14 protein-coding genes are annotated in these 15,090 nt (G+C 68.6%); 7 read left to right on the top strand and 7 right to left on the bottom strand.

The features are described from left to right. Positions 1-19 precede the first annotated feature (19 nt). The 6 genes from EOD42_RS12240 to EOD42_RS12215 are packed head-to-tail and all read right to left on the bottom strand — an operon-like array spanning position 20 to position 5,519. Positions 20-808, bottom strand: coding sequence for an ABC transporter permease (locus EOD42_RS12240; RefSeq protein ID WP_127787836.1), 789 nt, complete (start codon positions 806-808; stop codon positions 20-22). Between the two features lie 3 nt (positions 809-811). Further along, positions 812-1,648 carry an ABC transporter permease gene (locus tag EOD42_RS12235; protein WP_127787835.1) on the bottom strand — a complete coding sequence of 279 codons (837 nt, stop codon included), beginning with the start codon at positions 1,646-1,648 and terminating at the stop codon, positions 812-814. Continuing rightward, positions 1,635-2,717 (bottom strand): ABC transporter ATP-binding protein, encoded by a 1,083-nt coding sequence (locus EOD42_RS12230; RefSeq protein WP_127787834.1) that lies wholly within the window; start codon positions 2,715-2,717, stop codon positions 1,635-1,637. The genes EOD42_RS12235 and EOD42_RS12230 overlap by 14 nt, the downstream gene beginning before the upstream one ends. Continuing rightward, a complete protein-coding gene (locus tag EOD42_RS12225) occupies positions 2,714-3,478 on the bottom strand; it encodes a class II aldolase/adducin family protein (RefSeq protein ID WP_127787833.1) in 765 nt (254 codons plus the stop codon). The genes EOD42_RS12230 and EOD42_RS12225 overlap by 4 nt, the downstream gene beginning before the upstream one ends. Before the next feature lie 2 nt (positions 3,479-3,480). After that, positions 3,481-4,419 carry a 2-hydroxyacid dehydrogenase gene (locus EOD42_RS12220; RefSeq protein ID WP_240655143.1) on the bottom strand — a complete coding sequence of 313 codons (939 nt, stop codon included), beginning with the start codon at positions 4,417-4,419 and terminating at the stop codon, positions 3,481-3,483. Further along, on the bottom strand, positions 4,416-5,519 hold the full coding sequence (locus EOD42_RS12215) for an extracellular solute-binding protein (RefSeq protein ID WP_164867909.1): 1,104 nt from the start codon (positions 5,517-5,519) through the stop codon (positions 4,416-4,418). The genes EOD42_RS12220 and EOD42_RS12215 overlap by 4 nt, the downstream gene beginning before the upstream one ends. Before the next feature lie 138 nt (positions 5,520-5,657). Here EOD42_RS12215 and EOD42_RS12210 point away from each other — a divergent pair, with 138 nt between their 5' ends. The 7 genes from EOD42_RS12210 (at position 5,658) to EOD42_RS12180 (ending at position 13,745) form a co-directional block, all read left to right on the top strand. Further along, positions 5,658-6,980 (top strand): NAD(P)/FAD-dependent oxidoreductase, encoded by a 1,323-nt coding sequence (locus tag EOD42_RS12210; protein WP_127787831.1) that lies wholly within the window; start codon positions 5,658-5,660, stop codon positions 6,978-6,980. Between the two features lie 254 nt (positions 6,981-7,234). Next, positions 7,235-8,224: a Bug family tripartite tricarboxylate transporter substrate binding protein gene (locus tag EOD42_RS12205; RefSeq protein ID WP_127787830.1), complete on the top strand. Its 990-nt coding sequence runs from the start codon at positions 7,235-7,237 to the stop codon at positions 8,222-8,224. Next, a complete protein-coding gene (locus tag EOD42_RS12200; RefSeq protein WP_127787829.1) occupies positions 8,221-8,649 on the top strand; it encodes a tripartite tricarboxylate transporter TctB family protein in 429 nt (142 codons plus the stop codon). The genes EOD42_RS12205 and EOD42_RS12200 overlap by 4 nt, the downstream gene beginning before the upstream one ends. After that, positions 8,646-10,136, top strand: coding sequence for a tripartite tricarboxylate transporter permease (locus EOD42_RS12195; protein WP_206020338.1), 1,491 nt, complete (start codon positions 8,646-8,648; stop codon positions 10,134-10,136). Before EOD42_RS12200 ends, EOD42_RS12195 begins: the two co-directional genes overlap by 4 nt. Positions 10,137-10,510: 374 nt before the next feature. Next, positions 10,511-12,142 carry a CTP synthase gene (locus EOD42_RS12190; protein WP_127787828.1) on the top strand — a complete coding sequence of 544 codons (1,632 nt, stop codon included), beginning with the start codon at positions 10,511-10,513 and terminating at the stop codon, positions 12,140-12,142. Then, positions 12,142-12,972, top strand: a complete 831-nt coding sequence (kdsA, locus tag EOD42_RS12185) for a 3-deoxy-8-phosphooctulonate synthase (RefSeq protein WP_127787827.1) — start codon at positions 12,142-12,144, stop codon at positions 12,970-12,972. Before EOD42_RS12190 ends, kdsA begins: the two co-directional genes overlap by 1 nt. After that, positions 12,969-13,745, top strand: coding sequence for a GNAT family N-acetyltransferase (locus EOD42_RS12180; protein ID WP_127787826.1), 777 nt, complete (start codon positions 12,969-12,971; stop codon positions 13,743-13,745). The genes kdsA and EOD42_RS12180 overlap by 4 nt, the downstream gene beginning before the upstream one ends. On the opposite strand, the gene EOD42_RS12175 is transcribed toward EOD42_RS12180, so the two are convergent. Continuing rightward, the gene (locus EOD42_RS12175) at positions 13,742-15,067 is read right to left on the bottom strand and encodes an LLM class flavin-dependent oxidoreductase (protein ID WP_127787825.1); all 1,326 of its coding nucleotides are present in this window, start codon (positions 15,065-15,067) and stop codon (positions 13,742-13,744) included. The two genes, EOD42_RS12180 and EOD42_RS12175, sit on opposite strands and share 4 nt — an antisense overlap. Positions 15,068-15,090: the final 23 nt, after the last annotated feature.

The raw sequence follows: 15,090 nt of genomic DNA, 5'->3' as shown, positions 1-15,090 counted from the left end.
ACAAGTGAATCATGCATCGTCAACCGTCCCGCTTCTTCCGCACCGCGAGGTCCGCGAGCAGCAGGAGAACGGTGAAGAACACCAGCAGCACCGCGACCGCGGCCATGGTCGGGTCCACGTTCTCGTTGATGCCGTCCCAGATGCGGCGCGGCAGGGTGAAGACGTCGCGGCTGGCGATGAACAGCACGATCACCAGCTCATCCCAGCTGTGGATGAAGGCGAAGATCGCGCCCGACAGGATGCCCGGCATGATGCGCGGCAGGATCACCCAGCGCAGCAGCTGCGACAGGTTGGCGCCCATGCCCCGTGCCGCCTGTTCCAGCCTGGGGTCGAAGGCCGCCAGCGCCGTCGAGACGGTGATGACCACATAGGGAATGCCGGTCACGCCATGGGCGATGATCACGCCCGCGATGCGGTCCAGCAGATCCCACCAGCGGAAGTACCGATACAGGCCGATGGCATAGACGATGCTGGGCACGATCAGCGGCAGCAGCATCAGCGCCCGCATCAGGTTCACCAGCCGCCGGTCCAGCCGCCACGCAGCGATCGCGAACAGCGTGCCCGACACCACCGCCAGCACCGTGGCCCCCAGCGCGATCCAGAAGGATTGCGCGATGGAGGCGAACCACTCGGGCGAGGCGAACAGGTTACGGTAATACTGCAGCGACAGGCTCTCATGCGGCAGCGACAGGAAGCGCTGGTCGGTCATGGAGACCGGCAGCACGATCAGAATCGGCAGCACCAGGTACAGCGCCACGATCAGGCCGGTGGAACGCGCGAACCAGCCGGGCTTGTAAGCTCCCTCCATGGCTCAGTGCCCCCCGCCGAACAGCCGGCGCATGTTCACGATGCGCGAGAAGACGCCGAGCGTGACCAGGATGGTCACGATCAGCACGGTGGCCATCATGGTGCCGAAGCCCCAGCGGATGAGATCGAGGATCTGCACGCTGATCCATTCCGCGACCATCAGCGTCTTGCCGCCGCCCAGGATGGCGGGCGTGACATAGAAGCCGAGCGACAGGATGAAGGTGAGCACGGCGGCCGCCAGCACACCCGGCAGCGACAGCGGAAAGAACACGCGCGAGAACACCGTCCAACGCGAGGCGCCCATGCCGCGCGCGGCCGTCATCAGCCGCGGGTCGATGTCACGCATGGCCGAGAGCATGGGCAGCACCGCATAGGGCACCATGTAGTGCACCATGCCGACGATGATGCCGAACTCGTTCCAGACCAGCTCCAGCGGTTCCTGGATCGTGCCCATGCCGATCAGCGCCTCGTTGATCAGGCCCTGGCGGCGCAGCAGCGTGACCCAGGCGAAGGCCCGCACGAGCACCGAGATCCAGAGCGGCACCAGCACGCACAGGATCCACCAGCGGCGCGCGCGCTCGCTGGCCATCGTGACCGAATAGGCGATGGCATAGCCCAGCACGAGCGCCAGCACCGTGGTGATGCCCGCGATCCGCCCCGTGGTGGACAGCGTGCGCTGCACGGAGCGGTTGGTCAGGATGCGCTCGTAATTGCCGAAACCCAGCTCGGGCTCGGTGAAGGAGATCGACAGCACCTGCAGGATCGGCGCGATGTAGAACACCGTCAGCAGCAGGAAGGCGGGCATCAGCAACGCCCACCAGCCGGCGTTACGCGCCTGCATCGTCGTCCTCCACGATGGTCGCGGCCTCGGCCGACCAGCCGAGGCGGATCGCAGCCCCCTCGGCCGGGTGGAAGGGCGCGTGCCAGGCGGGCATGGCCAGGCGCAGCGGGCCCACCGCCGTCTCCGCGATGATGGAGAAGCCGGCGCCCAGATAGGACCAGGAGGTGACGCGCGCCTCCAGCACGTTGTCGGCGGTGTCGGCATCGCCCAGCACCCGGATCTTCTCGGGCCGGAGGGAGAGCAGCACCGGGGCGCCCAGCGAGACCTTGGCCGCCCCCGGCTCCTGCCTGATGCGCAGGGCGCCGACCTGCACGCCCAGCGTGCCCTGGCCGAGTTCGCGCACCGTGCCCGGCAGGAAGTTGGACTTGCCCAGGAAGTCCGCCACGAAGCGGGTGCGCGGCTGCTCGTACAGCGCCTCGGGCGCGCCGAGCTGGATGATCCGCCCATGGTTCAGGATCGCCACGCTGTCCGAGAGGGACATCGCTTCCTCCTGGTCATGCGTGACGTTGATGAAGGTGCGCCCGATGCGGCGATGCAGGGCACGCAGCTCCTCCTGCAGCTCGGCGCGCAGCTTCTTGTCGAGGGCCGAGAGCGGCTCATCCAACAGCAGCAGCGCGGGTTCGAACACCAGGGCGCGGGCGAGGGCCACGCGCTGCTGCTGGCCGCCCGACAGCTGCTTGGGCAGCCGGTCCGCGAAGCGGGAGAGCTGCACCAGATCGAGCGCGCCGCGCACCTTCTCCTCGCGCTCGGCCTTGGACATGCCGCGCACGCGCAGCGGGAAGGCGACGTTCTCCGCCACGCTCATGTGCGGGAACAGCGCATAGCCCTGGAACACCATGCCGAACTGCCGCTTCTCGGGCGGTTCGCTGGTGATGTCCTTGCCATCGAGGAAGATCTGGCCCGATGTCGGCTCGGTGAAGCCCGCGATCATGCTGAGGATCGTGGTCTTGCCCGAACCCGAGGGGCCGAGCAGCGTCAGGAAGGTGCCGCGCCCGACCATGAGGTCGGCGCCCTCCACCGCGACGAAGCTGCCGTAGCTTTTCGCGAGGCCATGCAGTTCGAGGGTCATAGCTTGTAATCCGGCTGGGTGCGGTCGAGCATGCGGCGCAGCGCCTGCCAGGGCAGCCAGCCCTTGGTCGGGCTGTCCGTGAACTGGGCGGCGGTGCGGGCCAGGACCTGGGCGGGCGGGATATCGAGCTTGGCACCGGTGGATTGCGCCGAGACCTGGATCCGGCAGCTCATCTCCAGGTAGTACAGCCAGTAGAAGGCCTCGGCGACGGTGCGGCCCGCGGTCATCAGCCCGTGATGGCGCAGGATCATGCAGGGCTTGTCGCCCATGTCGTGCACGAAGCGCTCGCGCTCGGACATGTTGTCGGTGTCGGCGACACCTTCATAGTCGTGGTAGGCGACCTTGCCGACCAGCTCCATGGTCATCTGGTTCAGCACCAGCAGCTCGCCTTCCTGGGCGGCGACGGTCATGCCGGCCAGGGTGTGGGTGTGCATCACGCAGGCGGCATCGGCACGGCCGCGATGCAGCGCGGAATGGATGACGAAGCCGGCCGGGTTCACCGGCCAGCTCGTCTCCTGCATCGCCTCGCCATCCGCATCGACCACCACGAGAGAGCTCGCGGTGATCTCGTCGAACAGCATGCCATAGGGGTTCACCAGGAAACGGTGCCCCTCTCCCGGCAGACGCACCGACAGGTGGGTATAGACAAGGTCGGTCATGCCGAAATGGGCCACCAGCCGATAGGCGGCGGCCAGATCCTCACGCAGTTCCTGTTCGGTCTGCACGCGGTTCGGATCGGGTTTGACGGGAGGGGGCAGCATGGTCAGTAACCAGTCTCTGGGTTGAAGCGGCTGGGCGGTTCGCGCCCGGCCTCGATTTCCTGGATCAGATGCAGCACGTGCGTCGCGCGCTCGCGCTTGTTGGGGGTGCTGGCCACATGGGGCGTCACCACCAGGCGCGGATGCGTCCAGGCCGGGCTGTCCTGCGGCAGGGGTTCCTTCTCGAACACGTCGATCAGGGCATAGGACAGCGTGCCGTCGTCGAGCGCGGCGATCACGTCCTCCATCTTCTGGTGCGCGCCGCGCGCGACGTTCACCAGCATGGCGCCGCGGGGCAGCTGCGCGAACAGCGGTGCCGACAGGATGTGCCGCGTGGCCGGCGTGCTGGGCAGCAGGCAGACCAGGATGTCGGTGCGCGCCAGGAAGGGGGCGAAGCCCTCCTCGCCGGAGAAGCTCTCGACGCCCGCGATGTCCTTGGCCGAGCGCGACCAGCCGGCGACCTGGAAGCCGAGCGCCACCAGCATCTCCGCCGCGCGCGCGCCGAGCGCGCCCAGGCCCATCACGCCCACGCGCATCTCGGAGGCCGAGGGCCGTTCGAACTCCTCCCACTTCTTCTCGCGGGACTGCGCCTCGATGCGCGGTCCGTCGCGCAGCAGGTGCAGCACGGCCCAGCACACGAACTCACCCATGCGCTGCGCGGCGGCGCCGGGGGTCATCCGGTACAGCGGGATGTGCTTCGGAAAGGCCGGGTCATGGACGACATGGTCCACGCCGGCACCGGAACTGAAGATACAGCGCAGGTTCGGCATGGCGGCCAGCGCGCCAGGCTCGGGTTCCCACACCAGGGCATAATCCGCCTGGGCGCGATCGAAACTCGGATCCGCCCAGTAATACGTCGCCAGGCCCGGGGCCAGCTCCGCGAAGTGGCGCTGCCACTCCGCGAAACCCTTCTCCCCGCCCGACTTGATGACGAGCGTGCTCAACCCGTCACGGTGTCCAGGAAGTCCTGGTTCACGCGCTGGTAGTTGGCACCCCACCAGTTGCCGTCCAGCGGCACCTGCAGCGCGGCATTCGCCGGGTCGGTCGGGTTGAACTGCTTCAGCTCGGCCGGCACGCGGGACGCGGCGTTGGGGTTGGTCGGGCCGTTGCCCAGCAGGCCCAGCAGGCCGACCTGGCCGTCGGCATTGGCCATCATGCTGGCCAGGAAGCGCTGCACGGCGGCCCCCGCCGGGTTGCCCTTCGGCACCACCTGGATGCCCGGCTGCAGGATGCCCTGGTTCCAGATGAACTTGAACCGGCCGTTGCTCTCACGCTGCAGGACGGAGGCGCGGGTGTGCCAGATCTGGCCCATCACCGCCTCACCGGTGCGGATGAACTGCTCGCTCTCGGCGCCGCCGTTCCAGTACACGCAGTCGCGGCGGATCTTCTCGACCTGCGACAGCGCGCCGCGGGTGTCGATCGGGTAGACCGCGTTCAGCGGCTTGCCGAGCGACATGGAGGCGGCTTCGAGCACGCAGGTCGCGTCGCGGCGCAGCAGGCGCTTGCCGGGGAACTTCCGCAGGTCCCAGAAATCGGCCCAGCTGGTCGGCGCGGTCGGGAACTTGGAGCTGTCATAGACCAGCACCGAGGAGAAGGAGTACGGCGCCACGCCGTATTCCATCGTGAAGGTCGGGCCGATCGCGTCCTCGCGCTTCACCACGGAGTAGTCGATCTTCTCGGCCATCCCGAGCCCGCCCAGCAGCACGGCGCCGGTGGCCGAGCTGTCGCAGACGTCCCAGGTCACGCGGCGGCTCTCGACCATCGAGCGGATGCGGCCGACCGACGGGCCGGTGCTGTCCTGCACGACGCGATAGCCGGGGTTCGCGGCGGAGAACGGATCGCCGTAGAACTGGCCGAAGCCCTGGTTGGCCAGGCCGCCCCAATTGACCATCACGATGTCACGGGTGCCTTGTGCTTGGGCACCTGCGGCCGGGGCGACACCCAGCGCGGCCAGGCCCGCCATCAGCTGGCGGCGGTCTATCTGACCCTTGGCCAGCTTCTCGCGCAGCAGCGCGATGCAATCCTGCTGGAAACTCTGCAACATGAAACCTCTCCCATGCTCCCCACGAGCGGTGGCTTGGCGCATGCAAGAACCACGCCACACCGCAAGGGAGGGTTGCACGAAACGCATCGGCGCGGAAATGCTTCCCCGCACAGAAATTTCTCGGCGAGGCATCCCGTCATGCGCAACGACATCCTCGCGCCCGGCTTCAAGACCACCCCCTACTGGTGGGAGGCCGCCGAGCCCGTCGAGCGGCCGGCCGACCTGCCTGCCGAGACGCAGGTGGCCGTGGTGGGCGGCGGCTATGCGGGGCTCAATGCGGCCCTCACCCTGGCGCGGCTCGGTCATGAGGTGACGGTGCTGGATGCCGAGCGCATCGGCTGGGGCGCTTCCTCGCGTTCCGGCGGCATGGTGTCGGGCGGCATGAAGCTGTCCCTGGCCGAGGCCCGCGCGGCCTTCGGCGAGCGGAAGGCGGAGGAGATCGCCGCCGCCTGCAACGCGAGCTTCCCCTTCATCGAGGAACTGCTGACGCGGGAAGGCATCGATGCCGATTATGTGCGCTGCGGCCGCTTCACCGCCGCCTGGACGCCCAAGCACTATCAAGGCCAGGAAGCGGGTGCCGCGACGCTTGCGCGTATCACGGGCATGCCCACCCGCATGGTGCCCCGCGCGCAGCAGCGCGAGGCGCTGGGCAGCGACTATTACCATGGCGGCATGATCGCCGAGGCGAGCGGCAGCATGCACCCCGCCAAATACGCGCGCGGCCTGGCCGCGGCGGCCGAACGCGCCGGCGCGCGGCTGGTGGACCGGGTGCGGGTGAACGGCTGGAAGCCCGAGGGCAGCGGCTGGCGCCTGACAACCAGCCGGGGCGAGATGCGCGCGGCGAAGATCCTGACCGCCACCAACGGCTACAGCCTCTCGCCCGAGGGCAAGACGCCCAACCCCTGGTTCGCGCGCCGCATGGTGCCGCTCGCCAGCTTCCTCATCGCGACCGAGGAGCTGGACCCCGAACTGATCGAGCGCCTGTTCCCCAGGAAGCGGATGATCGGCGATACCCGACGGGTGCTGAGCTATTTCCGTCCGTCGCCCGACGGCAGGCGCGTCCTTTACGGCGGCCGTGTCAGCTTCTCTCCCATGAAGCCGGAGGAGGCAGCGCCCGGCCTCTATCGGATGATGACGAACGTCTTTCCCGAATTGGCCGGCGTGAAGATCACCCATGCCTGGACCGGCAATGTCTCCTTCACCTTCGACGGGCTGCGCCATATCGGTGAGCATGAGGGCGTGTTCTACGCCGGCGGCTGCCAGGGCAATGGTGTCGCGATGGCGAGCTGGATCGGCCATCAGGTGGGGCTGAAGATCGCGGGGGCCGCCAATGCACCCTTCGCGCTGGACGACATCGATTTCCCGACGCGCCCGCTCTATCGCGGCAATCCCAACCTGGTGCTGCCCTTCATCGGCAACTGGTATCGCATGCTTGATGCCGTGGAACGTATCGCGGCCTGAATCGAGCATGCGGGGCCGACATGGCTGCCCTGCCCCGGGCATGCGCCGTGCAAGCGCTGACACAGCGGCGCGCGCCCGAATTCCGCGCGACGCAGCATCGGGCGCCCACATTTGCTGCAATGCAACATTGCGCATGCGTGCCCCGCCCTCTGCGCAACATCCTGTCTTGCTTGCACATGCGGATTGCTGCAACGAGTGCGCATGAGCTGGCGCGCAAACGGCGCGCCGGCCGCCATTCGTTGGGGAGCACCCGCATGCAACGCCGTAGCGTCATCGCAGCCGCCACTGCCCTGCCCTTCTCGGCACCCGGGCTGGTGTCCGCCCAGGGCTTCACGCCGCAGAATCCGGAATGCATCGCGCCCGCGGCGCCGGGCGGCGGCTTCGACATCACCTGCCGCCTGACCACGCGCGTGCTGCAGGAAACGGGCATCTCCCCCGTGCCCATCCGCACCCAGAACATGCCCGGCGGCATCGGCGCGGTGGCCATCAACAACATCAACGCGCAGCGCCGTTCGGACCCGAACGTGATCGTGGCGTTCTCCACCGGCTCCTGGCTCAACATGGCCCAGGGCCGCTTCGGGCGCTTCGGTGAGAACGACGTGCGCTGGATCGGCGCGATCGGCGCCGATTACGGCGTGATCTGCGTGAAGCGCGACAGCCCGTTCAACAACCTGCAGGACCTGATGAACGGCTTCCGCCAGAACGTCGCGGGCATTCCCGTGGGTTCCTCGGGCGCGGTCGGCAGCCAGGACTGGACCAAGGTCGCGCTGGTGGCGCGCGCCGCCGGCCAGGACCCGCGCCGCATGCGCTACGTTCCCTTCGAGGGCGGCGGTGCCGCCATGGCGGCCCTGCTGGGCGGCCATATCCAGGTCTTCCCCGGCGATGCGTCCGAGATCCGCGGCCAGTATGAGGCGCGCGAGATCAAGATCCTGGCCGTGCTGTCGCCCAACCGCCTGCCCGGCGTGCTGGCCGATGTGCCGACGGCCAAGGAGCAGGGCGTGAACATTGAATGGCCCATCGTGCGCGGCTTCTACGGCCCGCCGCAGATGCCCGACGCCGCCTACACCTGGTGGGTGGACGCCATCCGCCGCCTGCAGGCCCACCCCAACTGGGCCGAGCAGCGCAATGCCCAGGGCCTTTTCGAGTTCAACATGGTGGGCGAGGAGTTCTCCGCCTTCGCCAAGGCGCGCACGGCGGAATACCGCCAGCTCGCCCGCGATGTCGGGATCGTGCCGGCGCAATGATCGCCGACCGCCTCCTCGGCCTGGGTTTCGTGCTGGTCGGCGCCGTCGCGGCGTGGTCGGCATGGAACCTGGTGGTGCCCTTCGCCGCCGACCCGCTGGGGCCCACGCCCTTTCCGGTGACCGTCGCGCTGATCCTGATGGTGTGCGGCGGCCTTCTGGTCATCAACCCCACCCATCGGTTCGAGCCCATCGAGCGCAAGTTCGCCCCGCCGCTGATGGTGGTGGCCATGCTGGCCTATGCGCTGCTGATGGAGCCGCTGGGCTTCATGCCGGCCACCGCGCTGCTGGCGCTGGCCATCGCGCTGCTGTTCGGCGCCCGCATCCTGTTCGCGGCGGCGGTGGCCGTCATCACCGCCGTGACGCTGTGGGTGCTGTTCGACAAGATCCTTGATCTGCCGCTGCCCAAGGGGATTCTCCCGCTATGATGGAGACGCTTTCGGCGCTGGGCGGCGGCTTCGCGGTCGCGCTCACGCCCTTCAACATCATGCTGGCGCTGGTGGGCTGCATCGTCGGCACCGCCATCGGCGTGCTGCCGGGCATCGGCCCGCTGAATGCCATAGCACTTCTGCTGCCCTTCTGCCTGGCACTGCGCCTGCCGCCCGAAAGCGCGCTGATCCTGCTTGCCGCCGTCTATTACGGCTCGGGCTATGGCGGGCGCATCACGGCCATTCTGCTGAACATGCCGGGCGAGCCATCGGCCGTGCTGACCACGCTGGACGGCCACCCGCTGGCCAAGCAGGGCCGCGGCGGCGCGGCGCTGGCCATTTCGGGCATCGGCAGCTTCGTGGGCGCGACGCTGTCGGTCGTGGCCATGACCTTCATGTCGGTGCCGCTGGCCAAGATCGCGGTCGCCTTCTCGCCGGCCGACTACGTGGCGCTGATCGCCTTCGCGCTGTCGCTGCTGGGTGCCGTGGGTGGCGTTTCCGCGCCCAAGGCCTGGGGGGCCGGCTGCTTCGGCATCATGCTGGCGCTGATCGGCGTGGACAGCGGCACGGGGGTGGAACGCTTCACCTTCGGCAGTCTGGAGATGCTGGGCGGCATCGACTTTACCGTGCTGGCCATCGGCCTGTTCGCCATCGGCGAGATCCTGCTGCTGGTGGAGACCACCATGCGCGCGGAAGCCGCCAAGATCGGCGGCGGGCAGCGCCTGACGGCGAAGGAGCTGGTGTTCTGCCTGCCCGCCATGATGCGCGCGACCGGCATCGGCTTCGTCATCGGCGTGCTGCCGGGCGCGGGTGCCTCGGTCGCCTCGGCGCTCTCCTACACGGCCGAGAAGCGCATCAACGAGGGCAACGGCAAATTCGGCCAGGGCGACATGCGCGGCGTGGCGGCCCCCGAGACCGCCGACAATGCGGCGCAGATCGGCAACCTGGTGCCGATGCTCAGCCTGGGCATCCCGGGTTCCGGCACCACGGCCGTGCTGCTGGGCGCGCTGCTGATGTACAACATCACCCCGGGGCCCCTGCTGTTCGAGCAGAAGCCCGAGGTGGCCTGGGGCCTGATCGCCTCGATGTATGTGGGCAACGTGCTGCTGCTGGCGCTGAACCTGCCGCTGGTGGGCGTGTTCGCCCGCCTGCTGAGCGTGCCGGCCAGCGTGCTGTATCCGGGCGTGCTGGCGCTGTCCTTCGCGGGCGTCTACGCGGCCTCCAACTCCGCCTTCGACCTGATCATGTCGGTGGTGTTCGGCGTGCTAGGCTGGCTGTTCCGCAAGATGGACATCCCGCTGGTGCCCATCGTTCTCGGCTTCGTGCTGGGGCGCATGCTGGAGGACAATCTGCGGCGCGCGCTGGCGCTCTCCGACGGCGCGGTCAGCGCGCTGGTGGAAAGCCCGGTGTCGATCGGGCTGTGGGTGCTGACGGTGGGCGCGCTGCTGTGGCCGCTGTTCCTGGCGTTCCGGAAGGGGCGGGCCTGAACCGGGCGCGTTGCCCGCGGCGCCCATCGAGGGGGCTCTGCCCCCTCGAACTCCCCCGCCAGGAGATAATATCTCCTGGACCTGATAATAGTTTGGCGCTCACCTTCGTAGGTCAGGCGCCATTTCTATTATAAATTTCAACGTCATCAGGATTTGGCGCCAAATGCCCGGGGTCCAGGGCCGCTACGGTCCTGGCGGGGTTGCAAGGGGCAGAGCCCCTTGCTCGGGTCCAGGGGCAAGGCCCCTGGCCGGGCGACCTTGATCACCCTTCCCCCACCTCTGGGTCAACCGATTCGCACTTATCCACCCCGCATGGCTGCAAGGCGAACGAGGGGGGTTCCTGTCACCCGCCCTCATCGCTAGAAGGAAGGCCCATGGCGCGGTTCGTATTCATCACCGGCGGCGTGGTCTCTTCGCTTGGCAAGGGCATCGCGGCGGCTTCCCTCGGGGCCCTCTTGCAGGCGCGCGGCTATCGCGTCCGCCTGCGCAAGCTGGACCCTTATCTCAACGTCGATCCGGGCACCATGAGCCCGTATCAGCATGGCGAGGTCTTCGTGACCGATGACGGGGCGGAAACCGACCTCGATCTCGGCCACTATGAGCGCTTCACCGGCGAGCATGCCCAGAAGGCCGACAACTGGACCACGGGGCGCCTCTATTCCGAGGTGATCGCCAAGGAGCGCCGTGGCGACTACCTGGGTGCCACCGTCCAGGTCATTCCGCACATCACGGATGCCATCAAGGAAGCCATCACGGCCGGCACCGAGCCCTATGATTTCGTGCTGGTCGAGGTCGGCGGCACGGTGGGCGACATCGAGAGCCTGCCTTTCCTCGAAGCCATCCGCCAGCTGGCGAATGAGCTTGGCCCGACCCGCAGCATGTTCACGCACCTGACGCTGGTGCCCTGGATCCCGTCGGCCGGCGAGCTGAAGACCAAGCCCACGCAGCATTCCGTGAAGGAGCTGCTGGGTGTCGGCATCCAGCCGCAGATGCTGCTGTGCCGCTGCGACCGCCCGATCCCGGAGAATGAGCGCCGCAAGATCGCGCTGTTCTGCAACGTGCGGCCCGAGAACGTGATCCCGGCGCTGGACGCGCGTTCGATCTATGAGGTCCCGCTCGCCTATCACAAGGAAGGGATGGACCGTGAGGTGCTGCGGCACTTCAACCTGTCCATCTATGGCGAGCCCGACCTGTCCGGCTGGCGCCGCATCGTCGAGCGCATCACCGCCCCCGAGGGCGAGGTGACGATCGCCGTGGTGGGCAAGTACACCGGCCTGCTGGATGCCTATAAGTCTCTGAACGAGGCGCTGGTCCACGGCGGCATCGCGCACAACACCCGCGTCAAGCTCGACTGGGTGGACAGCTCGATCTTCGAGAATGACAGCGCGGCGCTGCAGCGGCTGGAGGGCGTGCACGGCATCCTGGTGCCCGGCGGCTTCGGCGAGCGCGGCACCGAGGGCAAGATCGAGGCCGTCCGCTTCGCCCGTGAGCGCAAGATGCCTTTCCTGGGCATCTGCTTCGGCATGCAGATGGCCGTGATCGAAAGCGCGCGGAACCAGCTGGGCATCGCGGGCGCCTCCTCCACCGAGTTCGGCCCCTGCGCCGAACCCGTGGTCGGCCTGATGACCGAGTGGGTGCGCGGCAACGAGCAGGAAAAGCGCGGCGCCGACGGCGACCTGGGCGGCACCATGCGCGTGGGCCAGTACCCGGCCGTGCTGGCCGAGGGGTCCCTGGTGCGCCAGGTCTACGGTGCCTCCACCATCATGGAGCGCCATCGCCACCGCTATGAGGTGAATGTCGCCTATCGCGACCGGCTGGAGGAAGTGGGCCTTCGCTTCTCCGGCATGTCGCCCGATGGCGAGCTGCCGGAGATCGTGGAAATCCCCGACCATCCGTGGTTCATCGGCGTGCAGTATCACCCCGAGCTGAAGTCCAAGCCCTTCGACCCGCATCCGCTCTTCGCGGGCTTCGTGGGTGCGGCGGTGAAGAAGGCGAGGCTGGTCTGATGCCCCCAGGGAAGATCGATGTGAAGGTCGGGCCGATCACGATCGGCAACGGGCTGCCGCTGGCCTTCATCTGCGGCCCCTGCCAGATCGAAAGCCGCGCCCATGCGCTGGAGACCGCCGACGCCATCGCCGCCATGGCGAAGGCGGCGGGCGTGCCGATGATCTACAAGTCCTCCTTCGACAAGGCGAACCGCACCAGCGTGAAGGCGCAGCGCGGCATCGGCATGGCGGAGGGGCTGTCGATCCTGGCCGAAGTGCGCGAGCGCACCGGCCTGCCCACGCTGACCGACGTGCACACGGCCGAGCAATGCGCCCCCGCCGCCGAGGCGGTGGACGTGCTGCAGATCCCGGCCTTCCTGTCGCGCCAGACCGACCTGCTGCTGGCGGCCGGCGAAACCGGTGCCGCGATCAACGTGAAGAAGGGCCAGTTCCTGGCACCCTGGGACATGGTGAACGTGGCGGCCAAGATCGCCAGCACCGGCAATGAGCGCATCCTGCTGTGCGAGCGCGGGGCCAGCTTCGGCTACAACACGCTGGTCAGCGACATGCGTTCCCTGCCGATCATGGCGGGCACCGGCTATCCGGTGGTCTATGACGCGACGCACTCGGTGCAGCAGCCGGGTGGGCAGGGCGGCAGCAGCGGCGGGCAGCGCGAATTCGCCCCCGTTCTGGCGCGCGCGGCGGTCGCCGTGGGCGTGGCGGCGGTGTTCATCGAATGCCATGAGGACCCGGACCACGCGCCCTCCGATGGCCCCAACATGATCCCGCTGCGGGAAATGCCGGCGCTGATCGCGCGGCTGAAGGCGTTCGACGCGCTGTCCAAGGGGTGAATTTCCGCCCCTTCACGGCGGGGGACATCCCCGCCGCGCATGCCCTCTCACAATCCGTCGGCTGGCCGCATCGGCTGGAGGACTGGTCCCTGATGGCCGGCTGCGGCGAGGGGCTGGCGCTGGGTGACCTGTCGGCCTGCGCGCTGTTCTGGCGCATGGGTGAGGCGGCCGCCAGCATCGGGCTGGTGATGGTCGACCCGGCGCGGCAAGGCCAGGGCATCGGCCGGCGGCTGATGCAGGCGGTGCTGGAGCCCTTGGCCGGGTGCTCGGTATCACTGGTTTCCACCCGCGCGGGCGAGCCCCTTTATCGTAGCCTGGGCTTTGAGCCCTCACACAGGCAGCGGCAGCATCAGGGCGTGGCGCTGGAAACGGCCCCGTTGGCCGCTACTTGCCCGGGCGATCTAGACAGTGCCTTGGCCCTGGACATGGCTGCCCACGGCGCCGGCCGCGCGCCGGTGCTGCGGGCGCTGTGGCCGGTCAGCCAGGCCGTGATGCTGGCGGATGGCAGCGGCTATGCCCTGCGCCGCCCCTTCGGCAAGGGCGAGGTGATCGGCCCGGTCATCGCCCCCGACCTGGCCGGAGCACAGGCACTGATCGCGGCGCTGCTGCGGCCCGGCGCCTATACGCGGCTCGACATCCTGGCCGATGACGCACTGTCGGCCTGGCTGACGGGCCTTGGCCTGCCCATGACCAGCGAGCCCCAGGCCATGCGGCTGGGCCGCGCCCTGCCCCGGCGCGGCGTGTTCGCCCTGGCCAGCCAGGCCTTCGGCTAGTACCGGCTGGCCGGGCGCGGCAGGCCCAGCCGGTCGCGCAGGGTCTCGCCCTCATATTCCGTGCGGTACAGGCCGCGCCGCTGCAATTCGGGCACCACGAGGTTCACGAAATCCTCCAGCCCGCCGGGGCTGTGGGCGGGCAGCAGGTTGAAGCCGTCGGCGCCGCCTGCCTCGAACCACTCCTGCATCTGGTCCGCGATCTGCGCCGGCGTGCCGATGGCCTGGGCATGGCCGTTGCCGGCCGCGATGGCCAGGAACAGGCCGCGGATGGTCAGCCCCTCACGCTGGGCCATCTCATACATCAGCTGCCCCCGGCTCTGCCGCCATTCAGGCAGCAGCGGCACCGGCCCGTCCACGTCATAGGCGCTGAGGTCGCCCATCGAGAAGGCCAGCTGCGCCAGCCCCACCACGGGGTCGACCAGAGATTGCAGGCGCTCGTATTTCGCGCGCGCCTCGGCCTCGGTCTCGCCCACGATGGCCAGCAGGCCGGGCATGATGCGCAGGGCCTCCGGCGCGCGGCCATGGGCGGCCATGCGCCCCTTCACATCGGCATAGAACTCCTGCGCTTCCGGCAGGGTCGGTGCGGCGACGTAGATCACATCGGCTGTCGCGGCCGCCAGATCCCGCCCCCTGTCGGAGGCCCCGGCCTGCACGATTACCGGGTGACCCTGCGGGGGGCGGGCCACGTTCAACGGGCCGCGCACGCGGAAATGCTCGCCCTCATGGTCCAGCACATGGCGACGCTCGGGGAAGTAGTTCTGACCGCTTGCCTGGTCGCGCAGGAAGGCGTCGTCGTCCCAGCTGTCCCACAGGCCCCGTACCACCTCCACGAACTCCTCGGCGCGGGAGTAGCGGCGGTCCTTCGGCGGCAGGGTGGCGGCGCCGAAGTTCTGCGCCTCCATGTCGGTGTGGGAGGTGACGACATTCCACCCCGCCCTGCCCCCACTGATATGGTCCAGCGAGGCGAATTTGCGGGCGACGTGATAGGGCTCGTTCCAGGTGGTCGAGGCGGTGGCGACGAGGCCCACATGCCGCGTGACCATGGCCAGCGCCGAGAGCAGCGTCAGCGGCTCGAAATGCACATTCCCGGCGGAACGCTGCTGCGCGCCCTTGGGTTCGTCGTAATTGCGGATGCCCACGCCATCCGCCAGGAACAGCATGTCGAACAGCCCGCGCTCCGCCGTGCGGGCCATATGGATGTAGTGGTCGAGCGACATGTTGCCGCCGGCGGGCGTCTCGGGGTGGCGCCAGGCGGCGGGATGGTAGCCGAGGCCGGCCATGGAGACGCCGAGGCTGATGCGGCGGGGGGATTCGATGGGCATGGCCTATCGGATCACGGGAACAC

Origin of the sequence: Rhodovarius crocodyli, from assembly GCF_004005855.1 — a bacterium.
GTDB lineage: Bacteria > Pseudomonadota > Alphaproteobacteria > Acetobacterales > Acetobacteraceae > Rhodovarius > Rhodovarius crocodyli.
Note: the sequence above shows the minus strand (reverse complement) of the source record. Positions and strands in the feature narration are given on the sequence as shown.